22 protein-coding genes are annotated in these 24716 nt (G+C 73.4%); 9 read left to right on the top strand and 13 right to left on the bottom strand.

Features of this window, described 5'->3' with window-relative positions:
- Positions 1 to 7: 7 nt before the first annotated feature.
- Both HNR23_RS13970 and HNR23_RS13965 read left to right on the top strand, forming a co-directional pair.
- A complete protein-coding gene (locus HNR23_RS13970) occupies positions 8 to 304 on the top strand; it encodes a PTS sugar transporter subunit IIB (protein ID WP_184075993.1) in 297 nt (98 codons plus the stop codon).
- A gap of 68 nt (positions 305 to 372) precedes the next feature.
- Complete coding sequence (locus tag HNR23_RS13965) at positions 373 to 2532, top strand: RecQ family ATP-dependent DNA helicase (protein WP_184075992.1); 2160 nt, start codon at positions 373 to 375, stop codon at positions 2530 to 2532.
- A gap of 287 nt (positions 2533 to 2819) precedes the next feature.
- On the opposite strand, the gene HNR23_RS13960 is transcribed toward HNR23_RS13965, so the two are convergent.
- Entirely contained in the window at positions 2820 to 3713 is an 894-nt protein-coding gene (locus HNR23_RS13960) for a PfkB family carbohydrate kinase (protein ID WP_184080305.1), read from the bottom strand.
- Positions 3714 to 3904: 191 nt separating this feature from the next.
- Here HNR23_RS13960 and HNR23_RS13955 point away from each other — a divergent pair, with 191 nt between their 5' ends.
- The 6 genes from HNR23_RS13955 (at position 3905) to HNR23_RS13930 (ending at position 10974) form a co-directional block, all read left to right on the top strand.
- Entirely contained in the window at positions 3905 to 6631 is a 2727-nt protein-coding gene (locus HNR23_RS13955; protein WP_184075991.1) for a GNAT family N-acetyltransferase, read from the top strand.
- Positions 6632 to 6978: 347 nt separating this feature from the next.
- Positions 6979 to 7575, top strand: coding sequence for a DUF5998 family protein (locus HNR23_RS13950; RefSeq protein ID WP_221308114.1), 597 nt, complete (start codon positions 6979 to 6981; stop codon positions 7573 to 7575).
- Positions 7576 to 7689: 114 nt separating this feature from the next.
- The gene (locus tag HNR23_RS13945) at positions 7690 to 8841 is read left to right on the top strand and encodes an alkaline phosphatase family protein (protein ID WP_184075990.1); all 1152 of its coding nucleotides are present in this window, start codon (positions 7690 to 7692) and stop codon (positions 8839 to 8841) included.
- Between the two features lie 10 nt (positions 8842 to 8851).
- A complete protein-coding gene (locus tag HNR23_RS13940) occupies positions 8852 to 9316 on the top strand; it encodes a redoxin domain-containing protein (RefSeq protein ID WP_184075989.1) in 465 nt (154 codons plus the stop codon).
- A gap of 211 nt (positions 9317 to 9527) precedes the next feature.
- A complete protein-coding gene (locus HNR23_RS13935; protein WP_184080303.1) occupies positions 9528 to 10313 on the top strand; it encodes an enoyl-CoA hydratase-related protein in 786 nt (261 codons plus the stop codon).
- A gap of 7 nt (positions 10314 to 10320) precedes the next feature.
- Positions 10321 to 10974: an MBL fold metallo-hydrolase gene (locus HNR23_RS13930; protein ID WP_184075988.1), complete on the top strand. Its 654-nt coding sequence runs from the start codon at positions 10321 to 10323 to the stop codon at positions 10972 to 10974.
- 177 nt (positions 10975 to 11151) lie between these two features.
- On the opposite strand, the gene HNR23_RS13925 is transcribed toward HNR23_RS13930, so the two are convergent.
- From HNR23_RS13925 to HNR23_RS13910, 4 genes are all read right to left on the bottom strand, one after another.
- The gene (locus HNR23_RS13925; protein WP_184075987.1) at positions 11152 to 11577 is read right to left on the bottom strand and encodes a DUF2203 domain-containing protein; all 426 of its coding nucleotides are present in this window, start codon (positions 11575 to 11577) and stop codon (positions 11152 to 11154) included.
- An 80-nt stretch (positions 11578 to 11657) separates the two neighbouring features.
- On the bottom strand, positions 11658 to 14153 hold the full coding sequence (locus HNR23_RS13920) for a CHAT domain-containing protein (RefSeq protein ID WP_184075986.1): 2496 nt from the start codon (positions 14151 to 14153) through the stop codon (positions 11658 to 11660).
- Between the two features lie 241 nt (positions 14154 to 14394).
- The gene (locus HNR23_RS13915; RefSeq protein WP_184075985.1) at positions 14395 to 14949 is read right to left on the bottom strand and encodes a hypothetical protein; all 555 of its coding nucleotides are present in this window, start codon (positions 14947 to 14949) and stop codon (positions 14395 to 14397) included.
- Position 14950: 1 nt separating this feature from the next.
- On the bottom strand, positions 14951 to 15541 hold the full coding sequence (locus tag HNR23_RS13910; RefSeq protein ID WP_343070559.1) for an RNA polymerase sigma factor: 591 nt from the start codon (positions 15539 to 15541) through the stop codon (positions 14951 to 14953).
- 235 nt (positions 15542 to 15776) lie between these two features.
- On the opposite strand from HNR23_RS13910, the gene HNR23_RS13905 reads away from it, so the two are divergent.
- On the top strand, positions 15777 to 16271 hold the full coding sequence (locus HNR23_RS13905) for a DUF3145 family protein (protein WP_184075984.1): 495 nt from the start codon (positions 15777 to 15779) through the stop codon (positions 16269 to 16271).
- A 13-nt stretch (positions 16272 to 16284) separates the two neighbouring features.
- Here the strand turns inward: HNR23_RS13905 and HNR23_RS13900 are convergent, their stop codons facing one another.
- The 8 genes from HNR23_RS13900 to HNR23_RS13865 form a co-directional block, all read right to left on the bottom strand.
- Positions 16285 to 16704, bottom strand: coding sequence for a DUF1707 SHOCT-like domain-containing protein (locus HNR23_RS13900; protein ID WP_184080301.1), 420 nt, complete (start codon positions 16702 to 16704; stop codon positions 16285 to 16287).
- 173 nt (positions 16705 to 16877) lie between these two features.
- On the bottom strand, positions 16878 to 17357 hold the full coding sequence (locus HNR23_RS13895; RefSeq protein ID WP_394353775.1) for a DUF1707 SHOCT-like domain-containing protein: 480 nt from the start codon (positions 17355 to 17357) through the stop codon (positions 16878 to 16880).
- Positions 17358 to 17547: 190 nt separating this feature from the next.
- Complete coding sequence (locus tag HNR23_RS13890; RefSeq protein WP_184075983.1) at positions 17548 to 18420, bottom strand: 3'(2'),5'-bisphosphate nucleotidase CysQ family protein; 873 nt, start codon at positions 18418 to 18420, stop codon at positions 17548 to 17550.
- Positions 18417 to 19427, bottom strand: coding sequence for an ATP-grasp domain-containing protein (locus HNR23_RS13885; protein ID WP_184080299.1), 1011 nt, complete (start codon positions 19425 to 19427; stop codon positions 18417 to 18419). Before HNR23_RS13885 ends, HNR23_RS13890 begins: the two co-directional genes overlap by 4 nt.
- A gap of 444 nt (positions 19428 to 19871) precedes the next feature.
- The gene (locus HNR23_RS13880) at positions 19872 to 20504 is read right to left on the bottom strand and encodes an HAD family hydrolase (RefSeq protein ID WP_343070558.1); all 633 of its coding nucleotides are present in this window, start codon (positions 20502 to 20504) and stop codon (positions 19872 to 19874) included.
- Between the two features lie 167 nt (positions 20505 to 20671).
- Positions 20672 to 21208: a YbhB/YbcL family Raf kinase inhibitor-like protein gene (locus HNR23_RS13875; RefSeq protein WP_184075982.1), complete on the bottom strand. Its 537-nt coding sequence runs from the start codon at positions 21206 to 21208 to the stop codon at positions 20672 to 20674.
- A gap of 126 nt (positions 21209 to 21334) precedes the next feature.
- A complete protein-coding gene (locus HNR23_RS13870; RefSeq protein WP_184075981.1) occupies positions 21335 to 22054 on the bottom strand; it encodes a PIG-L deacetylase family protein in 720 nt (239 codons plus the stop codon).
- Between the two features lie 181 nt (positions 22055 to 22235).
- Positions 22236 to 24599: a penicillin acylase family protein gene (locus HNR23_RS13865; RefSeq protein ID WP_184075980.1), complete on the bottom strand. Its 2364-nt coding sequence runs from the start codon at positions 24597 to 24599 to the stop codon at positions 22236 to 22238.
- Between the last annotated feature and the right edge of the window lie 117 nt (positions 24600 to 24716).

Raw genomic sequence — 24716 nt, 5'->3', positions numbered from 1 at the left:
GCACACCATGGACCGGACACTCGACGTGATCACCGTCTGCGGCGTCGGCATGGGGTCGAGTCTGATGCTGAAGATCACCGCCGAGGACGCCCTGCGCGCCCTCGGCCTGCCCGCGCGCGTCGAGGCCACCGACGTGTCGACCGCCCGCGGCATGCGCGCCGACATCGTCATCGGCCAGGAGCTGCACACCGCCGAGCTGGGCGACCTCGCGCCGATCGTCGTCACGGTCAGCGACTTCCTCGATGCCGAGGGCCTGGCCGCCGCCCTGCGGGACCGGTTGACCGCGCACGGCCTCCTGGACTGACGACCGAGGCCGACCCGGTCGTGGACGACGGTCGGCGGGCGTCGCCCCACTCTGATACCAAGGAGCACATGGCTACCTCCGTGCCTCCCGAGGCAGTACCGGCGACCGCGTCCCCCGCCGACCCCGCCATGCGCGAAGCGGCCGAGCGCCACCTGCGTGCGCTCGCCGGCCCCTCCGCGCGGCTGCGTGCGGACCAGTGGACCGCCATCCACGCGCTGGTCGCCGAGCGGCGGCGCGCCCTGGTCGTTCAGCGAACCGGGTGGGGCAAGTCCGCGGTGTACTTCGTGGCGACCGCGCTGCGCCGGGCCGAGGGGGCCGGCCCCACCGTCATCATCTCGCCGCTGCTCGCGCTGATGCGCAACCAGATCGCCGCGGCCGAGCGCGCCGGGATCCGCGCGCACACCGTCAACAGCTCCAACGTCACCGCGTGGGAGGCCACCTATGAGGAGGTCGCCGCGGGCAAGGTCGACGTCCTGCTGGTCAGCCCGGAGCGGCTGAACAACCCCGAGTTCCGCGACCGCGTCCTGCCCGAGCTCGCGGCCGGGGCGGGGCTGGTCGTCATCGACGAGGCCCACTGCGTCTCGGACTGGGGCCACGACTTCCGTCCCGACTACCGGCGCATCCGCACCCTGCTGCGCGAACTGCCCGCCGGCATCCCGGTGCTGGCCACCACCGCCACCGCCAACGAGCGGGTCACCCGCGACGTCGCCGAGCAGCTGGAGGTCGGCGACGACACCGCCACCCTGGTGCTGCGCGGGCCGCTGGAGCGCGAGAGCCTCCGGCTGTCCGTCGTCGACCTGCCCGACTCCACCGCCCGCTGGAGCTGGCTGGCCCAGCACCTGCCCGAACTGCCCGGGTCGGGCATCATCTACACGCTCACCGTCGCGGCCGCGCACGAGACCGCCGCGTTCCTCACCGAGTGCGGGCGCGACGTCCGTGCCTACACCGGCCAGACCGACCCCGAGGAGCGGCAGCGGGCCGAGGACGACCTGCTGCACAACCGGGTCGAGGCGCTGGTCGCGACCAGCGCGCTGGGCATGGGGTTCGACAAGCCGGACCTCGGCTTCGTGATCCACCTCGGCGCGCCGCAGTCGCCCATCGCCTACTACCAGCAGGTGGGCCGGGCCGGGCGCGGTGTGGAGCGGGCCGAGGCCATCCTGCTGCCCGGGCGCGAGGACCGGGAGATCTGGAGCTACTTCGCGGGTCTGGCGTTCCCGCCGGAGGAGACCGTGCGCCGGACGCTCGACGCGCTGGCCGCCGCGGGCGGCCCGGTGTCGACCCCGCGTCTGGAGACCGAGGTCGACCTGGGCCGGAGCAGGCTGGAGCAGATGCTGAAGGTGCTCGACGTCGATGGGGCGGTGCGCCGCGTGCGCGGCGGCTGGGAGGCCACGGGGCGGCCGTGGGTCTATGCGGCCGAACGCTACGCCGCCGTGGCCGCGGCGCGCGAGCGCGAGCAGCGGGCGATGCTCGACTACATCGCCACCGACGGCTGCCGGATGGAGTTCCTCCGCCGCGAGCTCGACGACCCCCGGGCGGCGCCGTGCGGGCGGTGCGACGCCTGCACCGGGCGGACCTGGTCCACCGACGTCGACCCGGAGCGGCGCGCGGCGGCAGCGGCGCACCTGGCCCGGCCGGGAACTCCCATCGCGCCGCGCAAGCAGTGGCCGACCGGAATGGCGGCCCTCGACATCGCGGCCTCCGGGAACATCCCCGCCGGCCAGCGGGCGCAGGAGGGCCGTGCCCTGGCCCGCCTCACCGACATCGGCTGGGGCACCGAGCTGCGCCGACTGCTGGCCGAGGGTGCACCGGACGAGCCCGTGGGGGACCGCGTCTTCCAGGCGGTCGTCGAGGTTCTGGCGGCCTGGCCGTGGGAGCGGCGCCCCGTCGGCGTCGTCGCGATGCCCTCGCGCACCCGCCCCCGCATGATCACCGAACTGGCCGCCCGCCTGGCCCGGGTCGGGCGCCTGGCACCCGTCGGCGCCCTCGCCTACACGCGACCCGAGGGCCCCGGCCCGCGCCGCCACAACAGTGCCCAGCGCCTCGCGTCGGTGTGGACGGCGCTCACGGTCGGCGACGAGGTCGCCTCGGCCCTGGCCGCCCTCGACGGTCCCGTCCTGCTGGTCGACGACTACACCGACACCGGCTGGACCCTCACCCTGGCCGCTCGCCTGCTCCGCGAGGCCGGCGCCGACGACGTCCTCCCGCTCACGCTGGCCCTCCAGCGGTGACCACGGAACCCGACCGGGCGGAAGGGGCATCCGCGGATGCCCCTTCCACGATCACCGCGGGACAGGAGGGCACACCGATCGGTGAAGGCCGAACACGCCCTAGGTGTACTGACCACAGAGGTTAGGTACAGCCCGGCAGCGATTTGACAGCACGAGAGGGCCTCCGGAACGACGCTCGCTGCGCCGCTCCACTCGCAAAGCCGACCTGGATCGACTTCGTGAAGCGGCTTGCGAGCGCCGCCCCGGACGGCCGCTCGCTCAGGAGGAAAGCATCCGCCGAACACGCCCTAGGAGTCGCCGAGGTCGGGGCGGGCGCCGGGCTGGTGGAGGGCGCGGGCGGCCAGCAGTTGGGCGTGGCCCAGGGCGTCCTTGGGGTGGCGGCCGGCGAGCCAGGGAGGCAGGAACCCGGCGATGAACGCGTCACCCGCACCGATCGATCCGGGGGAGGGCTCCACCGGCTCTGCGGGGACGGTGACGATGTCGTCGCGGGTCTTGGACGCCCACAGCGCACCCTCGTCACCCATCTTGATGACGACGTTGGGGAACCAGGCGGTGAGCACCTTTGCCGCGGCCTCGGGCTCGTCGCGGCCGGTCAGAACGCGGGCCTGGTCGCTGTTGGCGAACAGGAGCCGGGCGCCGTTGGTCCAGTCCAGGTAGTTCTCGGCGCCCGCGCGTTCCAGCGGGGCGTGCGAGCCGCCGTCGACCGAGATCGACATGCCCGTCTCCCGCGCCATGCGCAGCGCCATGCGGGCCGCGCGCCGGGAGTCGTCGTTGATCAGCGTGTAACCGGAGACGTGCAGGTGGCCGTCGGGGCCGAAGACGTCGCGCGGCAGGTCCTCGGGCTGCAGCCGGGCGTTGGCGCCGGGGTCGCTGAGCATCGTGCGGTCGCCCCGGTGCGTGATCATCACCACGCAGGTGCCCGTGGGCCGCTCCGGGTCCATGACCAGCCGGGAGTCGATGCCGTAGCCCATCAGCTCCATCTCGCGGGTCCGCCCGGTGATATCGGATCCGCGTCGCCCGACGAATGTGGTCTCGGTGCCTTCGATCGCCAGCCACGCCGCGACGTTCGCGCCCGATCCACCGCCGTAGGTGATGACCGACGCGGGGGTGTCGCTGCCGCGGGCCAGCGGGTGGAAAGCCCTCGCGACAGCGTCGGTCATGAGATCGCCGATCACTACCACTCGTGCCATTGCTTCACCCACCGCCTTGCCGCCCGTGTTCCGCGGGTACCGCGCGCATTCGTGCCCGTTAAGAACGCCTGCCATGCGACGTTAACAGGTCTGAGGGGGGCTGCGGGTAACGAAGTGGCAGACCGCGAATCGCAGGCGTGGGGTTGGTCACCCCCGGGCGGTTCTCGTTTAGGCTCAAAACCGTGCAGTCATACCCGAACCACTGGGAAGCAGACGTAGTCCTCACCGATGGCGGCACCGCCCACATCCGCCCCATCGTGCCCGAGGACGCCGATCTGCTCCGGGCCTTCCACTCGCGGCTGTCGCCGGAGACCATCTACTTCCGCTTCTTCGCCCCCTACCCCAAGCTCTCCGACCGCGACGTGAAGAGGTTCACCCACGTCGACTACGAGGACCGCGTCGCGCTCGTGGCGACGATCTCCGACGTCATGGTCTCCGTCGTCCGCTACGACAAGGTCAGCGAGGACGAGGCCGAGGTCGCCTTCGTCGTGGAGGACGCCCACCAGGGGCGCGGGCTCGCCTCGGTGCTGCTGGAGCACATCGGAGCGGCCGCCCGCGAGCGCGGCATCCGCCGGTTCATCGCCGACGTCCTGCCCGAGAACCGCCGGATGATCAACGTCTTCAGGGAGGCCGGGTACACCGCCCAGCAGACCTTCGACGAGGGCGTCATCCGGCTCACCCTGGACCTGGAGCCCACCGACTCCTCCCAGGAGGTCATGCGCGCCCGCGAGCAGCGGGCCGAGTCCCGCTCCATCTCCCGGCTGCTCTTTCCGGAGTCGGTCGCCGTCATCGGCGCCAGCCGTACCGCGCACACCATCGGCCAGACCGCCCTGCGCAACCTTCTGGCCGCGGACTTCCAGGGGCCGGTGTTCCCGGTGCACCCCGAGGCCAAGGCCGTCGCGGGCGTCCGCGCCTACCGCAGCGTTCTGGACATCCCCGACCCCGTCGACCTCGCCGTCGTCGCAGTGCGCGCGGACATGGTCGCCGACGTGGTGGACGAGTGCGCCCGGAAGGGCGTACACGGCCTGGTGGTGGTCAGCTCCGGCTTCGGTGAGACCGGGCCCGAGGGCCGTGCCCGCCAGGACGAGCTGGTGCGCACCGCCCGCGCGGCCGGGATGCGTGTGGTCGGTCCCAACTGCCTGGGCATCGCCAACACCGATCCCGCGGTCTCCCTCAACGCCACCCTCTCCCCGGACCTGCCGCCGCGCGGCCCCATCGGGTTCTTCTCCCAGTCCGGCGCGCTGGGTCGGGCCATTCTGCAGCGCGTCGCCGACCGCGGCATGGGCCTGAGCACCTTCGTCTCGGCGGGGAACCGCGCCGACGTGTCCGGCAACGACCTGGTGCAGTACTGGCAGGAGGACCCCGCCACCGAGGTCGTCCTGCAGTACCTCGAATCCTTGGGAAACCCCCGCAAGTTCACCCGGCTGGCACGGCGCCTGGCCCAGCACAAGCCGGTCGTCGCGGTGCGCAGCGGCGGATCCTCCCAGGGCGTGCCCACCGGGCACGCCGCCGGGGCGCTCGCCCTGCCCGACTACGCCGTCACCTCGCTGTTCGAACAGGCCGGGGTGGTGCGCGTGGACGACATCACCCAGATGTTCGACGTCGCCCAGCTCTTCGCCTACCAGCCGCTGCCCGCCGGACCGCGCGTCGGCATCCTCGGCAACTCCGACTCGCTGGGGCTGCTGGTCAAGGACGCCTGCGTGCGCTCGGGGCTCAAACCGCACGAGCCCGTCGACCTCGGGCCCAAGGCCACCGCCGAGGACTTCGACCGCGCGCTGACCGCGGCGCTGGCCGATGACGCGGTGCATTCCGTCGTCGTGGTGTTCATCCCCGCCCTGAACCCGATCTCCGACGACGTCGCCGCGGTCATGCGGGCCAAGGCCGCCACCGGTGACAAGCCCATCGTCACCACCTACCTCGGCTACCAGGGCCTGCCCGAGGAGTTGCGCCGCACCGGCGAGGACGGGCGCACCGTGCGCGGCTCGGTGCCCTCCTACCCCGCGCCCGAGGACGCCGTGCGCGCCCTGGCCCACGCGACCCGCTACTCCATGTGGCGCCGGCGCGACGCCGGGCGCCACCCCGAGCTCGCCGACATCGACGGGGCGCGTGCCCGCGAGATCATCGACCGGACCCTCGCCATGGAGGAGGACGCCGAGGGCATCCCGCGCCCGGTGTGGTTCACCAGCGAGCCGGTGCACAACGAGGAGAACGCCGTCGCACCGGAGGCCGCGCGCGACCTGTTCGCCTGCTACGGAATCGACGTGTGGGAGGACGTCCCGGTCGCCTCCGCCGATGAGGCCGTCGCCGCGGCCGAGCGGATCGGCTACCCCGTCGTGGTCAAGGCCAACGCCCCCGACCTGCGGCTGCGCGCCGGTGGCAGCGGAATCCGGGCCGACCTGCGCACATCCAGCGACGTCCGGGGGGCGTTCACCGCCCTGTTCGACCGGCTCGGCGAGGAGGCCATGCTCGCGGTCCAGCGCATGGTGGTGCCCGGTGTGCCCACGGTGATCCGCGCCGGGGAGAACCCGTCGTTCGGGTCGGTGGTCGGGTTCGGACTGGCCGACGTCACCGCCGAACTGCTCGACGACCGCGCGTTCCGGCTCGCCCCGCTCACCGACGCCGACGCCGCCGACCTGGTCCGGGCGGTGCGCTCCTCGCCCCTGCTGTTCGGACTTCCGGCCGGGGCGACATCGCTGGCCGAGCAGCCCGACGTCGACGCGCTGGAGGAGCTGCTGATCCGGGTGTCCCGGCTGGTGGAGGCGTTCGGCGAGGTCGCCCACGTCGACCTCGACCCGGTCGTGGTCAACGCCGAGGGCGCCCATGTCCTGGGTGCCCGGGTGTGGCTGCGCGAACCGCCCGACCTGCGCCCCGACGCCGGGCCGCGGCGGCTGCGCGGCGTGACGTTCTGACCCGGGTGCCGCACACACACGCACACGCCCGCGCCGCGGGCCGCGGTCAGGCGGGGCGGGGCTCGGGCTCCGGTTCCGGCGGCAGCGGCCCGGGGCCCGGCCCCGGGCCCGGTTCGGGCATCGGCGGCTCGGGCGGTGCCGGTGTCGGCTCGGGCGGCACCGGCCCCGGACCCGGCGGCTGCGGTCCGGGCGGATCCGGTATCGGTACCGGTGGCACAGTCGCGTTCATGCCGACGGCCCTACCCCGGATCGTTTCCGGTTACCCGTGCCCGGCGGGCCACCCACCGGGCGGCGCGCCTTGTGGACGCGGGATGCGATCTGCTGCCGGAAGAGGGCAGGATGGAGACATGAGGAAAACGCGTGCCGTGCCCACCGACTGGCGTTCGGAGATCGAGCGCAGCGGGTACTACCCCGGTCTCGTGATCGATGCCGTCGCCACAGCTCTCGGCAACGAGACCGCCGAGGCCTTCGTGGTGCACCACGAGGCCATCTTCGATCCCGCGATGGAGATGCGGCGGCACACCACCGTCCTGCTCCTCACCCCCACGCGGCTGATCGTCTGCCACACCGACGAACACCCGCCGGCGGAGGGGAACGGACGCCCGCACGCCTCCACCACCACCGACTCCATCCGGATCGGCAACATCCAGTCCGTCGCGCTGACCCGGGTGGTGGCCGACCCCGCCAACTACGCGCCCGGCAGCCTGCCCGGCGAGGTGGTGCTGAGCATCAGCCTCAACGTCAACTGGGGCGCCATCGCCCACATCGACCTCGAACCCGCATCGTGCGCGGACGAGTCCTGCGAGCTCGACCACGGCTACACCGGCGCCATCACCGCCGAACCGCTGACCCTGCGGGTGAGCCAGGCCGCGGACGGCACCGACTCCGTGGCCACCATGGTCAACTTCGCCAACGTGCTGTCGGAGGCCACCGCCCGTCCGTGACGGTGCGGCCGCGGCGGCCCGGCAGACCACGACGACAGCGCCAACCGCTCGGTCGCGGACCGGTGTCCCGGGCACCGGTCCGCGACCCGGTCCGAGAGCAGGTGGATCATCCCGATGAACACGCCCGCGGCCGCGTCCGTGCCCCCGTTCGAGTCCCCGCGCTACGGCGGCGCCTCGCTCGCCGACCTGAGCCCGTCGGTCCTGGCCTCGCTCGGCGTGCCGGGGGAGAGCGGCCCCCTGGAGCTGCCCCCGGTCCGCCGGGCCTGTGTCCTGCTGGTCGACGGCATGGGCTGGGAGCCGCTCCTCGCCAACCGGGGCAGCGCCCCCTTCCTGTCCTCGCTGATCGACGCGGCCGCCCCGATCACCGCCGCGTTCCCCACGACCACCGCCACCAGTCTCACCACACTCGGCACCGGCCTGTCGCCCGGCCACCACGGCGTCATCGGCCTGCAGGTCGCCATCCCGGGCACCGACCGCATCCTGCACCAGCTCCGCTGGGACCCCGACGTCGACCCCGAGGCGTGGCAGCCCCGCGCCACCGTCTACGAGCGCGCCGAGCGGGCCGGGGTGGCCGCCTCCTACGTCGCGGCCGGCGCGTTCGAGGGCGGCGGGCTGAGCCGGGCCTCGGCGCGCGGCAGCCGCTACCTCGCCGCGAACGACATCACCGAGCTCGCGGTCCGGACACGCGCCGCGCTCACCGCAGCCGACCGCGCGCTGGCCTTCGTCTACCACCCCGACCTCGACTCCTACGGCCACATGTTCGGGGTGGACTCCGCCTACTGGCGGCTGCACCTGGGGCACGTGGACCGCCTGGCCGAGCAGATCGCGGCCGCACTGCCGCCCGACTCCGCCCTCTACATCACCGCCGACCACGGCATGGTCGACACCGGCCCCGACACCCGCATCGACGTCGAGTCCGACCCCGCCCTCAGCGCGGGTGTGCGGGTCCTGGCGGGGGAGGCCCGGGTCCGGCAGGTCTACGCCCGCGAAGGCGCGGCCGACGACGTCCTGGCCGCGTGGCGGGAGCGCCTCGCCGGGTCGGCCGAGGTCGTCACCCGTGACGAGGCGATCGCCCGGGGCCTGTTCGGCGCGGTCGACGACGGTGTACGGGCGCGCATCGGCGACGTCCTGGCGCTGGCCCACGGCGACACCGCGCTGGTCGCCCCCAAGGCCGAGCCGGTCGAGAGCTCCCTGGTCGGCCAGCACGGGTCGCTCACCCCCGTGGAACTGAGGGTGCCCCTGTTGCGGGTGACGACGGTGGCCTAGGGTTTGCGGCGTGGACATCGCAGCGCACGCCCCCGACTTCGAGTTGCCCGACCAGGACGGCGTTCCCCGGCGGCTCACCGACCTGCTGGCGGTCGGCCCCGCCGTACTGTTCTTCTACCCGGCCGCGATGACGCCCGGGTGCACCGCCGAGAGCTGCCACTTCAGGGATCTGGGTGCGGAGTTCGCCGAACGCGGCGCCCAGCGGATCGGGATCAGCGCCGACCCGGTCGGCCGCCAGTCGGACTTCGCCCGCGCCCACGGGCTCGACTTCCCCCTCCTGTCCGACGTCGGCGGCACCGTCGCCGACCTCTACGGGGTACGCCGCGGCGGCGTGCTGTCGGCGGTGGCGCCGACCCGGCGCACGACCTTCGTCATCGGCACCGACCGCCGGGTGCTGCACGTCGTCAGGAGCGAGATCCGCATGCAGGCGCACGCCGAGGGCGCCCTGCGCGCCCTGCGGGCCCTGCGCGACTAGGGCGTGTTGGGCGGATGCTTTCCGGTGGCCGCGAGCCGGGAATGATCCGTCGGACACGCCCTAGGCGCACCGGGCCCCGTGCCCACCCCGTCCGCCGATCTCGGGGACACCGACCGGACGCGTGCCGGACCACGGTCGCCGCCCCCGGGATCGACGGAGGTCATGACGAGGACGACGACGTTCACGGAACGACGGAAAGGGCGAGATGAACATGGTGGAATCCACCACGCCGCTGGTGCGCCGGAGCACGGAGAGGGGCATCGCGACCCTCACCCTGGACTCCCCGCACAACCGCAACGCGCTCTCGGCGCGGCTGCGCACCGAGCTCGCCGACGGCCTGGCCGCGGCCCTGGCCGACGACGCCGTGCGGGCGGTCCTCCTCACCGCATCCGGCCCCGCCTTCTGCGCCGGAGCCGACCTCAAGGAGGTCGCCGCCGAGCGTGCCGGCCGGGAGCCCGACCCCGCGGCGCCCGGCATGCCCGAGCTGTTCTCCGCGATCATGGACGCCGACAAGCCGGTCGTCGCCCGGCTCAACGGCCCGGCCCGCGCCGGAGGCATCGGGCTGGTCGCCGCGGCCGACATCGCCGTCGCGCCGGAGGACGCCACCTTCGCCTTCACCGAGGTGCGCATCGGGGTGGTCCCGGCCATCATCTCCGTCCCTGTGGCCGCGCGCATGCACGACCGCCAGCTCGGCCGCTACTTCCTCACCGGTGAGACGTTCGACGCCCGCGCCGCCGCCGAGGCCGGGTTGCTGACCGCCGCCGTGCCCGCCGACCGGCTCCACGCGTACACCGAGGAGATCCTCGACGGGCTGCGCAAGGGCGCACCGCGCGCCCTAGCCCGCACCAAGGCGCTGCTGAGCGGGCCCGACGGGCACAAGCGCGCGTCCGCCTTCGCCGAAATGGGCGAGCTGTCCCGCGAATTCTTCGGCAGCGACGACGCTGCGGAGGGACGCGAGGCCTTCTTCGCGAAGCGCCCTCCGCGTTGGGTGCTGTAATGGGGGCGTGAGTTATTCCGGAGATACGCGGGTCGGTGGGCCCGCCGACATACGCGAACTGCCCGAGCTCCTCATCGCCAAGCTCGCCGTGGGGCCGATGGACAACAACGCCTACCTGCTGCGCTGCCGGCGCACCGGGGACGCGGTGCTCATCGATGCCGCCAACGAGGCCGACCGCCTCCTCGAACTCGTCGGCGACGGGGGGCTGCAACGGGTGGTCACCACCCACCGCCACCACGACCACTGGCAGGCACTGGCCGAAGTCGTCGGCACGACCGGTGCCCGGACCGTCGCCCACCCGGCGGACGCGGGAGAGCTGCCGGTGTCGGTGGACGAACCGGTCGAGCACGGCCAGCGGATCCCCGTCGGCGAGTGCGCCCTGGAGGTCATCCACCTGCGCGGCCACACCCCCGGCTCGATCGCCCTGCGCTACGACGACCCGCACGGGTGCACCCACCTGTTCACCGGGGACAGCCTGTTCCCCGGAGGCGTCGGCAAGACCTGGGCGCCGGAGGACTTCCGGTCCCTGATCGACGACGTGGATGAGCGCGTCTTCGCCGTGCTGCCCGACGACACATGGGTCTATCCGGGCCACGGTAAGGACACCACGCTCGGGGCGGAACGCCCGCACCTGGGAGAGTGGCGCGATCGCGGCTGGTGACCACCCGTTCCGGGCCCCCGACGCCCCCGCGGAGACCGCGCCGGGGCGCCGGGGGCCCGCCGCGCCGCCACCGGGTCCGGCGCCGATCTCGGTGGCGCGCACCGACCACTGCCGACCACTGCCGACCACCGGCGGCATCCGGAGCACTTTGCCGGGATCGACGGCCCGGGCGGGGGTTCAGCGGTCGCGCGGCAGCGGGCGTCGGCCGATGAAGCCCAGCTCGCTGCGGTGGTACCAGGCGAGCTCCGGCTCGCCCTCCAGCCAGCACAGCCGCACCGCGGCCCCGTCCAGAAGCGCGGGGAAGTCGATGAGCACCGGCGCCAGGTTCTTCACCTCGATGCCGTGGTCGGGGAACCAGGCGTGCAGCTCGCTGAACCGGGCCTCCATCGCCTTGAGCTCCGGCACACCGCCCAGCGGCGAGCTACCGGAGATCCGCAGGTCGGCGGCGTGCTCGGCCAGGTCGGCGCGGAGCCGAACGAACTCGTCGACGTGCTTGCGCACCTCGGGCATCAGGGCGCGTGCCTCCTCCAGGGTGAACACGTGCGGCTCGTCGGGTCCGCCCTTCCCTCCGGCCGCGACCGGGGGAACATCGTCGTCGCTCATGGGTTCACGGTACCGACCGGCCATCCCGAACAGGCGGAACGGCGACTCGTGACGGCGCCGCGGCGAGCCCCGGCCGCGCCTCACCCGGCGCCGAAGCAGAGGAAGCCGGCGTCGGCGAGGTGGTCGGCGACCGCTCGGGCCGGGGCGGAACCCGAGGCGAGGGCGGAATGGAAGCGTTCCATGGCGGCCGGTGTGCCCCGGTCGCGGACCGGCAGGACGCCCGCGACGACGGTGGCTCCGCCCAGAGCGAGCAGCGCCGCGGCGAAACCCAGCCGCACGCCCGCCGGCGAGGGGGCGGCCGTGCCCACACGGCACGAGGACAGCACCGTCACGGCCGGGACCTCGGGCAGCGATTCCAGGTCGTAGGCGAAGAGCGGCCCGTCCGCGAGCGCGAGCCCGGACAGCATGGGGGCACCGGCCGGCACCAGTCCGTGCGCGACGATGTGTGCGAGGTCGCAGCGCGCCAGCCCGTCCAGCACCGCGCCCACCCGGGCGTCCGGACCGGTGAGCACCTCGGCCCCGGGATGGCGGCGGTGCAGCGACCGGACCTCCGCGACCGCCGTTCCCAGGTCGCCGCCGGCCGCGAGCAGCGCCCGCGGCGCCCGGTGGGCCACGGCGCGGGAACGGGCACGGCACGCCAGCCACGCCCGCCCCGAGGGGACCACGCTCACCTCCCGCCCCCGCAGCGCGGGCAGCAGCCCCCACGGCAGCGCCTCGGCGAACGGCGCCGGCGCGATCACCAGCGGCCGGTCGTCGGGAACCCCGGCGAGCGGGGCGAGCAGAAGCCGCTCGACCTGTGCGGCGGCCGCGGCGAGGCCCGCACCGTCCGCGGCATCGCCGCGGGAGTTCATCCGGGCGACCCCGTTCATCCGGCACACGGCGTCCTCGATCACGCGCAGCGGCGGGAGCGGGTGAGCCGCCACGTGCCCGTCGACGACCGTGATCGCGGCCGGGACACCGTGCGGCTGGGCGTAGCAGACCAGCACCCGGCGCCCCAGCAGCCCGGCGAGGTCGGTGCTGCCGGGCCAGGGCGCCGGACCTCCCGCCCCCGCGGCGGCGCAGCCCGTGTGCCACTGGGCAGGGCCGAGGACGGCGGTGAGCCGCCGCAGCTCGATCGCGGCGCCGTCGTCCCCGCTACGGGCCCGTGCGAACGCCTCCCGGCACCGGTCCAGCACCCCCTTCCAGGCCCGGTCCCGGCAGCGCCCGGGGACGCTGAAGAGCGCGCGTCCGTGCTCGACCCAGTCCAGGGCGGCAGCGGCGTTCCCCTGGTCCAGCGCGCCGCGCGCCCCGGCGGCCGCCACCTCGCGCTCATGGGCGTGCTGGTGGGCCAGCAACTCCAGGTGGTGCACGGCCGGGGCCTCCTGCGGGCCGTCGTCCGCCGCGCGCAGCAGTTCACGCCGCGCCCCGACGTGGTCGCCCGCGGCGATCGCGCGCAGCGCGTCGGCATGCCTCGGGGCGAGCACCTCCGGGGACAGCGGACCCAGCGGCGCGCTGGACACACAGCGTGCGAGGGCCGGAGCCGCTCCTCCGGCCGCGGTGCGGCCGGGTGGTCCGGCGGGTGGCGCCGCGGCAGGCCGAGAGCGGGGAACCGCGCCCCGCCCGGGGGCCGGCGCGGTTCCCGGGAGGTGCAGCGCGGACCACGCCACCTGGTCCGCGAGCCGTGCCCACAGCGAGCCCGGGGCGCATCGGGCCCGCACTCGCAGCGCCTGGTCGCGGGCGGCGCGCCGCTCCTCGCGGCCCAGGTGGATCTTGGCGCGCAGCAGCCGGGCGGTGATCTCGTCCGCGTAGGCGCTCTCCACCGCGGTGCCGAGGAGGACCTTTCGGGCCTCGCCGAACATGCCGGCGGCCAGCAGCGCGTCGGTGTGGTCGAGGCGCAGCCCCGCCCCGCGGTGCTCGGGCACCAGCCGCGCGGCACTACGGAAGCTCGCGACGGCGGCGGAGATGTCGCCTCGCCGCGTGGCCAGGCAGCCGAGGTTCTGCAGGGTGATCCCGCGCAGGTAGTCCAGCGCGTGGCGCTCGGCCAGCGCCAGCGCCCGGTGCAGGTCCTCGGCCGACTCCTCCAGGCGGCCGGAGTACATCAGCGCCAGCCCGCGGTTGCTGAGTACGCCCGGCAGCATCCGGTCGTAGGCGCCGCGGCCCAGTTCGGCGAGTGCGGCGTCGAAGAAGGCGAGGGCCGGACCGAAATGCCCGCGCTGGGCGGCCGCGACACCCTGGTGGAGCAGTGCCGGTGCGCGGGTCGACGGGGTGGACGCCGCCATGCGGTCCAGTGCGGCCCCGGCCACCCCGCCGCCACCGCGCAGCGCCAGCAGACCCAGGCGCGACGTCCGGGCGTGCGCTGCGTGCTCGTCGGCCCCCGCCCGGGTCGCGACGGCCGCCGCCATGCGCAGGGTCCGGTGCGCGCCGGCGGTGTCACCGAACTCCCGCTGCGCCACCCCGAGGATGCGCAGCGCAACGGCTCTGGTCACGGGCTCCGGGGAGTCGGCGAGCATGCGCTCGGCGCGCGTCCGCGCCCGGCGCGGGTCCCGTGCGACGAGCATGACCGGCAGGTGGACATCGACATGCTGCGGATCCGCCATCGAAGAGCCTTTCGCACGCGACGATCGTGCTGGGCGACGCCTGGACGGCGAAGCGTCCGTCCCCGTCCGCCTGTCGGCGGAGCGTCACTGCCAGTGATAGCAGCCCGTGATCCCGTTATGGGAGGGGGAGATCCGCGATCCACCGGCCGGACCGTCCCGTTCGTCACCGTGCGTCGGAAAATCGCCGCTGATCGGACGTCCTGCGGCCCGTCCCCATCCGTCGTTCCTGCCGGGTCCTTTTTCAGTACGCCAGCCACGGGGTGCTGACGCACGGTCCGGCGGCGCGGTGGAGGCGGATGCTGACCGGGCCGCGGGGGACCGCGCGGGCGGCGAAGCTGCCGGACTCGTCGATCTCCCGCCGCATCGAGCCGCCCGGCCAGCGGACCTCGACACCGGTCACGTCGGTCGGGCTGACCCGGCCCACGATGTCGCGGCCGTCGTCGGCGACCGCGACCTCCAACCGCACCGTCAGCCCCGCCGCGTGGAAACGCACGTAGCGGGGGGAGGCCGCGAGGTCGGCGACGGCGCGCAGGTCACTCGGCGGGTCGTCCACGGAGTCGTTGACCACCTCGGCGATGATCCCGCCCTCCGCGCGGGCCGCGTAGACCGTGCGGGCGGTGGCGCGGATCTCGGCCGATGCCGGGTCGCCGGTGGCGGTCCCCTCCCCCCACAGCCCGGCGATCCGTTCGTCCAGGACCGCGTCCCACGGCTCCTCGGGCGCCGCGCCGTGCGCCCGGGCGCGGCCGTCCTGCGGCTGCGGGCCGTCCATGGCCCCTGCCCTGTCCTCACCGGTCATCTCACGGACACTCCCCGCCGTGTTGCTCGTCGATCAGCAGGCGCCGCAGCCGCCGTCTGACACGGCGCCGCGCATTGGGTACCTCGGCGATGGGCAGACCGGTGAAGTCCGCGACCGACGCCGCCGGCGAGCGCGGCCCGCACAGCTCCAGAACGGCGATGGTCCGGTCCGGTTCCCCCAGCTCCAGGATGGCCGCACGGACGCGGCGGCGCCGTTCCGCGGCCAGCAGGTGCTCCTCGGGCGTACGCGCCTGCCCGGACGCGCCGACGTCGAAGGCGTCGAGGTGGACGGGGTCCGCCAGAGCGAGGCGCCGGGCCAGCCGCAGCTGCTTGCGGCAGGCGTTGTGGGTGGCTGCGGCAAGCCACGCGCCGACATGCTCGGGGGTGCGGATCGCCGCGAGGTGCTGCCACAAGCCGAGCCAGACGGTCTGCTCGGCGTCCTGGGCGTCGTGGACCGACATGCCGTAGAAGCGCACCACCGAGCGGACCCTGCGGGCGAATCTGGCGATGAGGTGCTCCAGCGCCACGGCGTCGTCCAGCGCTCGCTTCACCAGTTCGCCGGTGGCCATCTCCGCCCAGGGCTGGTCACTCACCCGCACCCCCGCTAGACTCGCTGCTCCCGCATGCACACGGGAGAACGGGAATCACCGTAGCCGAAGGGTCACCGCCGTAGCCGGAGAAGGAGCCGGATCTTCGGGGCGACGATGACCTGGTGCCTGTGGGGTCCATGCGGCACAATAGGCCGAGGAGAACTCATACCTACACGGACGGCTCCTCTGCGGATACGAGGGCGTCGGGGAAGCGCACTCGTTCGTATCAGGAGGTTCGGTGTCCGCACGTGGCGTCTTGTACGTCCACTCCGCGCCCGCGGCGCTGTGCCCACACGTCGAGTGGGCGGTCGCGGGTGTGGTCGGCGTACCTGTGAAACTCGACTGGGACGACCAGCCGGCGGCGCCCGGCACCCACCGTGCCGAGCTGAACTGGCAGGGGGCTCCCGGTCTTTCGGGCGCGATCGCCTCGGCGTTGAACGGCTGGCAGCGGTTGCGCTTCGAGGTGACCGAAGAGGCGACCGTGGGGTGTGACGGCGCGCGCTACAGCTACACGCCGACCCTCGGCATCTTCACCGCGGTGACCAGTGCGTCGGGTGAGGTCATGGTGTCGGAGGCGCGGCTGCGCAACGCCATGGAGCGGGCCGCGGCCCACGAGGCCGATCTCGCCGAGGAGCTCGACCGGCTGACCGGCCGGGTCTGGGACGAAGAGCTGGAGCCGTTCCGCTACGCCGGGGACGGCGCCCCGGTGCGCTGGCTGCACGCCGCAGGCTGAGCCGCTCCGGCGCTCACGTGCGGCTGCCGGTGCTCTCATCCGGCCAGATGGCCGCGGCGACCAGGATGGCGGCCCAGATCCCCAGTGGGACCAGCGGCCAGAACGGGAGCAGAGCGCCCCCCATGATGCTGGTGACGCCCCAGATCCCGGTCATGATCACGGCGCCCCCCAGCCACCAGCGCCACTCGTCCACCCAGTCCCGCCAGGGCGACAGGGCGGCCCGCCCCGCGGCGACGAGGTCGCCGTCCGACTCGTCCGCGGGTTCCGGAGGCACCGGGAGGTCGGCCGTCAGGGCCCGCAGCTCACCGAGGACGACCGCGTGCATCGCCCTGTCGAGCCGGAGCTCGTACTCGGCCAGGTCGAGTCGGCCCTCGGTGAGGGCCGTCGCGAGCCGTTCGGCCACAGCATCGCGGTCGGCGTCCGAGGCGCGCATCTGGCTTTCCGGGACGCGATCGTCGTCCAACGCCCACCCCCTGCGGCAGGATGCTGGCGACACTCACGATACGCCGCGGGCCGGGCCGAGAAAAGGCACCGGTTCCGCCAGAGTCATGTCGCGGCGGCCGCGCCGCCCACGGACTTCCGGCCCCCCGACGAGGTCCTTCGCCCTCAGTACCAGTCGTCTTCTTTGTCTTTCCTGTCCCTCTTCTTGCCATGGTCGGACGGAAAGACGACATGGGCGATGAGGATGGCGGCCCAGATGCCCAGCGGGATGGCCGGCCAGAAGTGCTGGAACTCCCCGGCGCTCAGGCTGGTGGCGCCCCAGATCCCGATCATGATGATCGCGCCGCCCAGCCACCAGCGCCACTCGTCGAACCATTCGCGCCACGCCGACGGGGCGGCGTCCCGCTCGCCCACCGCGGCCAGGTCGACGGGCTGCTCCTCGGGGCGCGCGGGTGTCGGCAGATCGGCGGTGAGGGGCTGAAGTTCGCCCATGACGGTCGCGGTCATGGCCGTGTCCAGGCGGCGCTCGTACTCGGCGAGGTCGAGCCGCCCCTCCGACAGCGCCGAGGCCAGCCGCTGCGCCACCGCGTCGCGGTCGGCGTCGGACGCGCGCATGCCGCTGTGCGGTGTGATATCGGAACTCATGCTCCCGGCCCCTCCTCGTACCTGCACCGCCGCACGCGCCGCCCCGGCCCGGGCGGGTGTTCCCGTGGGGAAACGGCGGCCACCTCACCGCCATGCTAGTCCGCTGGGAATGCGGCTTTCCTCCGCCGGAGGTCCAGATCGGCCGTACGGCCGAAGTAGGACATCCGGCGGCACCCCCGCGGGTCCCGGCTCAGGGGGGATCGGCCGCGTCGGTGTCGGCGGACGGCCGCGCCGCGCACCATGCCGCGACTTCGGCGCCCGTCCCCGGGTCGGCCGCGCCGACCAGCCCGCTGTGCTGGAAGCCGCCGCGGTAGGCGAACGGGGTGCCGTCGAGCCGGCTCAGGTGGCCGCCGACCTCGGCCAGCACCAGGTCGGGTGCGGCGACGTCCCAGTCGCGTACCGGCACGTCCTTGACGAACAGGTGCGCCTCCCCCTCGGCGACCCGGCACAGCTTCAGCGAGATGCTGCCGCACTCCCGGTACCGCGTGTACCCGAACCGCTCACCCACCTCGCGGGCGATCCCGTGCGGCTCGGGGGTGTTGTCGATCAGCACGCCCGACCCCGGGGCGGCGCGGGCGGTGGGTGGCAGCGGCCGCCCGTTGGCGGCGGAGCCCCGCCCGCGCACCGCCGTGTACAGCACATCGGCCTCGGGGGCGCAGATGGCGGCCAGCGCGGGCCGCCCGCCGATCATCAGCGCGGCCTGGGTGACGTAGCCCGGGTAGCCGTGCGCGTAGCTGGCGGTTCCGTCGATCGGGTCGATCAGCCAGTAGCGCGGCGGCCGGTCGCCGCGCAGCGACCCCGGATCCTCCTCGCTGACCACGGGGATGCCCGGGTCGATCTCCCGCAGCCGCGCGCACAGCGCCTCGTGTGCCCGCGTGTCGGCCTCCGCCTTGAACTGGCTCCCCTCCCAGGTCCCCTGTGTCGCCCGGGCGTCACTGCGCCACGCACGCAGCAGTCCGCCCACCTCCGCCACCGCACCCGCCAGGCTGTCGGCCAGCGCGTCGGGGCCGGAGAGGGAGCGGCGGGTGGGCGCGGTCCGCGTCGGACGGCCGGTCGCGCTCACCTGGCGACCTGGGCGATCTGCGGGGCCGAGTGGGCGAGCGGGTCCGTTGCGGCGGGTGAGATGCCGTGTCCGGTGAACTCCGTCTCCTGGAGGAACCGGTCGCTCCAGTGCCGCACCATGACCAGCCCCTCCTCCCAGTCGTCGGCCAGCCGCGGCCCGCCGCGGGTCGCCTGGCGGAGCAGGCCGGTGATCTCGTCGACGCCGGAGGCGATGGTCAGCGGTGCGGTGGAGGAGAAGCGCGGGTTGATCTCGAAGATGCGCGGCTCGCCGTCGGCGTCCAGGGCGAGCTGGACGTTGAACGGCCCGTCGGCGCGCAGCTCGTGCTGCACGGCGCGGCACACCTCGGCCACCCGCGCGTTGCGTCTGGTCACCGCGTACTTGGTGACCCCGCGCTTGAGGATGACCTCCTTGGGCACGACCGCCTGGATGTCGCCGTCGCGCCATACCACCACCGAGACGGTGTACTCGGGGCCGCAGATCCGCTCCTGCACGATGAGGTCGTCCGCCGCGTACGGGCCGTCCGCGATCAGCCCGCCGATCTCCTCGGGCGACGTGCACACGGTGACCCCGCGGCTGCCGCGGCCCGCGCGCGGCTTGACCACCAGCGGCGGCTCCAGCGACCCGTCCCACTCGGAGGCGAGCGAGGTCGCGGGCACCCCGATGCCGACGGCCGCGAGCCGCCGCATCAGCACGTACTTGTCCAGGCACACGGCGACGAAGTCCGGTCGGGGCAGCAGTATCGCGACGTCGTCGAAGGACAGGTCGGCCACCGGGACCAGCTCCTCGTCGACCAGGGGGATGATCGCGATCGCCCGCTCCTCACGGCAGATGCGGCGGACCTCCGGTAGGTAGGCGTCGCTGGTGCCCGGGGGGACGACGTAGCCGCGGTCGGCGAGGTAGAGCCCTGGAGCGGTCGGATCGATGTCGGTGGCGATGATGCGGAAGCCTTGGCGGCGGAGGTGCAGGATCGTTCCGGAGGTCTGGGCCGAGCCGGCGGTCGTCACCACGACCGTCGGCTGATCAGGGAGCTGTTCAGCGGGCACCGATGAACCTTTCCAATCGGAAGATGGAGTTGCACTGCGACCGGCTCGGGACAGCGGGGCGTGACGGCGTGCCCGGACGGGACAGTCGTTCGGTCCTTCAGCTACGTTTTGAGCGTATGTCTCTGACCAGTGCTTTGCCCGGGGGTGGCCGGTTTCGGTTCCTAGGACAACCAGGAGGCCCCGTCGCGCGTGGCACCCGGGCCGGATACGGGCCTCGCGCGGCGCCCGCGCTCCGTGGGGGGCCGTGTACCGGGAATCTGTTCTCTGTCGCAATTCCGGCGCCGACCGCACGGACGCGGCACCCCGGACGCGAGGAGCGCAGCATCCATCCTCGGGCGGGCGCAACCCCTGTTCCCCTGACCGTAAGCGGCCACAGCTGATCGAATTGCGGTCGAATGGTCTGTGATATCAGAACATGCCGAATCGGGCGGTCAGAAAGGACACCAGGTCGTCGAACGCGCCGTGGTGGTGCGCGTCGATCCCCAGCCGCTTGGCCGCCAGGACGTTCTCCTCACGGTCGTCGACGAACACCGTCTCCTCCGGCGCGGCACCCAGTTCGGCGAGGACGTGCCGGTAGATCTCCGGGTCCGGCTTGCGGATCCCCAGGTCGCAGCTGAAGAACACAGCGTCGAACCGCGCCAGGACGGGGGAGTGGCGCAGCGCCCCGGCGATGTCGGAGGGGGCGTTGGAGAGCAGGGCGAGTCGCACCCCGCGCGCGGCGAGCCGGTTCAGCAGTGCCGCGCTCTCCTCGGTGGCGTGCAGCCACGAGGCCACGTCGGTCGCCCACAGCTCCTGGCGCCGCGCGCCGTCCCAGTCCGCACCGAGGCGCAGGGCGATGCGCTCCCAGTACTCCGTCGAGGTCAGACCGCCGTCGTAGTCCGGGCGCTCGTCCCAGTAGGCGGTCCAGAAGTCCCGCGGGTCGACCCCGGCGATGCGCTCCATATGGCCGCGTGCCTCGACGAGTTGCGGACGGGAGATCACCTCGCCGTAGTCGAAAACAGCTGTGGTGGGGACGGACGCGGCGTTCCGATTGGACGACACGTGAATTCACACCCAAACCATGTCCGAAGGTGACTGATTCGAACAGAGACTATGTGCGAATCGCCGTGCAGTCGAGTCGGCGGCGCCGGAGCCGCACTGGGCGCCTCCGGCGCGCGCCGGGGCGAATCGCCGAGGCGCCGCGCCCGCGGCCGCCCCGCGCGGACGGGTCACTTCCGCTCGAACACCCCGGTGAGGATCGCCCGCCCGATGGCGTGCGAGAACAGGTTGAAGCCGAGGAAGGCCGGGCTCGCCGAGCCGTCGATCCCCAGCGTCGGGACGTCCACGGCGTGCACCGCGAACATGTAGCGGTGCGGGCCGTGCCCGGGCGGCGGCGCGGCGCCAATGTAGCGCCGGCCCCCGGCGTCGTTGCGAACGGTGACGGCCCCGGTCGGCAGCCCCGCACCGGTCTCGCCGCCCGCGCCCGCCGGAAGCTCGGTCACCGACGCAGGGATATCGCACACCGCCCAGTGCCAGAACCCGCTCGCCGTGGGTGCGTCGGGGTCGAAGCAGGTGACGGCGAAACCGCGGGTCCCCTCGGGGAAACCGCTCCACGACAGCTGCGGGGAGATGTCCTCCCCTCCCGCCCCCATGAGCCCGCTGACCTGAGCCATCGGCAGCGTCCGGCCCTCGGTGACGTCCTGGCTGGTCACGGTGAACGACGCGACGTCGGGAAGAAAGTCGTAGGGAGATGGCGGCTGTGCCACGTTGCGCCTCCTGAAGTCATCGGGGTCACGGGAGCGGGCCCGCTCCCGTACGTCCACGATTATCGTGCGTTCCCGGCGCCCCGTGCGGCGGGCCACGCTGTCCCGGGGCGGTGCGGTCCGTCGGCGCTACGACGTGTCGACCACCCGGAACCGTTCGGCCAGCCGACCCTTGGGAAGGCCGGCCCGGACGGCGTTGTCGGCGAACCATTCGCGCATGGCGGTGTCGAGTTCGGTGAAGTCGCGGATCTGGCTGGTGTGCGAGGCGAGCGCGGCCATCCTGCGGTCGGCGACGTCGGTGATGTCGGGGTAGTGGTCGGGTGAGGGCCCGTGGGCCAGCCACACCTCGGGCACCGTCCACGTGGCCAGCCCCTCCTCGGAGAGCAGGTCGGGGTGGGCGTTGGGGTTGCGCGCGTCAGGGTAGACCGCGTTGATCGCCGCCTCTCCCACCGCCAGGTGGTCGGGGTGGCTGGGCGCGATGGCCGACCAGTCGCGCTCGGGGCTGGGGATGAGCATCCGCTGCGGCCGGACCTGGCGGATGACCCGGGTGATGTCCCGGCGCAGCTCGAAGGAGGGGGTGATGCGTCCGTCGGGATAGCCGAGGAACCGGACGTCGTACACGTTCAGGATCTCGGCGGCCTTGCGCTGCTCGGTGCGGCGCAGCCCGGCCATGTGCGCCCCGTCCAGACCGCGCTCTCCGCCTCCCGCGTCGCCGCTGGTGACGATCAGGTAGGTGACCCGCACCCCGGCGTCCGTCCACAGGGCGACCGTCCCGGCGCATCCGAAGTCCACGTCATCGGGGTGGGCCATGACGACCAGGGCCCGTTCGACGTCGTTGTCGTGCAGCATCGGCGAATTCCTCTCTGCGCGATCCTCGTCCGGGGCCGTGGAGCGGGGGATCCCCCGCGCGTCGGGGGCATCGACGGCTGCCCTCATTTTCCCATCCGGCCCGGTGCCACCAGAGGAAACGGGACCCTGGCAGGGCACGGCGCCGCGGGCGAACCGGGGCACGGGCCGGGGGCCGCGTCGGCTACGGGCGCAGGCGCAGCTCGGAGACGGCGTTCCGCTTCACCGCCTTCTTGCTGTACAACAGCGGGAAGTAGTCGCCCGCGCGCCACTTCGGCACCAGGTCGTCGTAGTGCGGGCTGCGCGGGTCGCCGGACTGGCCGGGCGCGTTGATCGCCCGGGAGCCGTCCCAGTTCCCCACGTCGAGCACCATCTTGAAGGACGCTCCGGAGGTCTGCGCGTAGGTGAACCAGTTGTAGTTCGACGCGTCCACCGTGTGCGGCGAGCCTCCGCGCGGGAACGGCCCCAGGTGGGCGCCGGTCGGGTTCGCGAACGTCGTCTTCTGGATCGCCCCCCACGTCCAGGTGCCGGAGTCCGCGCCGAGCCGGTCCGACACATCGGCGTACGCGCTCTTCAGCGAGCTCAGCAGGATCCTGTCCCGGATCTCGGCACCGTCGGGGCCGAACCACTGCTCGGGGTCGGCCAGCAGGTCGATCATGGTCGCCCCGGAATCGGCGAACACGATGACCTGCGACATCTGCTCCGACACCGCCTCGGCGACGACGGCCGGGCCGAGGTGGCGCATGAACCACGGCTCGAACAGCGCGGCCTGCGGCGAGTCCTCGGCGACCGTGCCGTCCCAGGAGCGCAGCAGCTCCAGCGCGGCCCCGGTCTGCGGGTCGGGAGCCTCCAGCCCCTCCAGCAGCCCGACGATCCGCCGGGCCGGGATCGACACCCGGTCGTTCTGCAGCGCCATCGAGTCCTCGACGGTACCGGCCTCCTGGGCCGACAGCACCTCGGCGATGCGCTCGTGGCGGTACGGCGGCTGCCACTCGTAGCCGAACGTCGCCGCCTGCTCCGGCGTCACGTTGAACTCGTTGGCGGTGGCGAAGAAGCCGCGCTCGGGGTTGTAGACGCTCGGGTACTCGGCCGGGTCCACGAACCCGTCCCACTCGTAGCGGCCGTCGCCCGGAACCGGCATCAGACCGTCGTAGCCCGCGCGCCGGGGCGTCAGCCCCCCGGCCTGCCAGCCGATGTTGCCGTCGGTGTCGGCGTAGGTGAAGTTGAGCGGCGGGCCGCCCCACCCGCTCATGGCCTCCTGGAACTCGGCGAAGTTCCGCGCCCGCATCATCCGCATGCTCCGGTAGTAGGGCGAGGTGCCCGGCTCCAGCCAGACGCTGCGTAGGGCATAGGCGAGGTTGCGCTCCTCGTCGGTGTGGATGACCGGGCCGTGCCGGGTGAACGGGAGCTCGATCTCCCGCGGCTCCTCGCCCTTGACGGCGAGCCGCTCGGTCTCGACCCGCATCTTCTCCCAGCCCTCTCCGTAGCGGTACCGGGTGGGGTCGTCGGGGTCGAGCTCGTAGACGTAGAGGTCCTCCTGGTCGATGCTGAAAATGGTCAGCCCGAACGCGATCGTGCCGTTGTGGCCCATCGAGACACCGGGCATGGACGGCTCGCCCGCGCCGATGACGTCGATCCCCGGCGCCGACAGGTGGGTGACGTAGCGCAGCGAGGGCGCCGTCATCGCCCGGTGCGGGTCCCCGGCCAGGATCGGACGGCCGGTGGCGGTGCGCTCCGGCGCGATGGTCCAGCTGTTGCTCCCCTCCGCGGCTCCGGAACCGAGCGGGACCATGGTGACCTCGCCGTCGGTGACCGTCACCGGCTGGGTGCCCAGCACGTAGGTCTCCAGGAAGTCCAGCGGGTCGTCCTGGTGGGGCAGGTCGCACGGCTCGAAACCCTCGGGTACCCGCGCGCTCTTGCCCGCCTCCAGCCTCTGCTGGAACTTGTGCGCGTCGGGGTCCGCCCAGCAGGCCATGTAGGACCGGCTGACCTCGTGGTAGAAGTTCCCGGCCAGCGCGTGGCTGCGGATCCGGACGACGTCCTCCGGCTTCCACTTGGCCGGCGTGTAGCCGAGATCGCGGAACTCCTGGGGGAGCGCCTCCGGGTCGCCCTCGATCCGGTCGATGTAGGCGTTGATGCCCTCGGTGAACCGTATGGCCGCCTGCTCGGCCTCGGGGCCGTAGCTCGCCCACTCCTCGTCCATGCCCCCGCGGTAGAGGAAGAGTCGGGCGGCGCGGTCCTGCTCGGCGTACTGCGGGCCGAGGACCTCGGAGAGCTGCCCGAGGCCGCGCCGCCGCCACAGGTCGATCTGGAAGAGGCGGTCCTGGGCGACGCTGTATCCCTGCGCGAGGAACAGGTCGTCGGTGTTCTCGGCGTAGATGTGCGGGACACCCCAGGTGTCCCGCAGGATCTGTACCGGTTCCCGCAGCCCGGAGATCTTGGGTGAGCGGTGGTGGGGTGCCGCGCCCGCTGTCATGGCGGTCAGTGTAGAGGCGATCAGGGCGAAGCCGGTGATGAGCGTCGCCGCGAGGTACCGCTGTGGTCGCATGCGTCTCCTCGGGGAGTGGGGATCGGGGAACGGCTGTGCGGGTGGCTGGGCCGGGGCGGCTCGCACGCGCCGCCGCGGTCGGACGGCCGCGGTCGCCCATTCGGCCCGTCGCCGAGG

This window comes from Nocardiopsis mwathae, from assembly GCF_014201195.1.
Classification (GTDB): domain Bacteria; phylum Actinomycetota; class Actinomycetes; order Streptosporangiales; family Streptosporangiaceae; genus Nocardiopsis_C; species Nocardiopsis_C mwathae.
The sequence above is the reverse complement of the archived record's forward strand: the minus strand, read 5'-3'. Positions and strand labels throughout refer to the sequence as shown.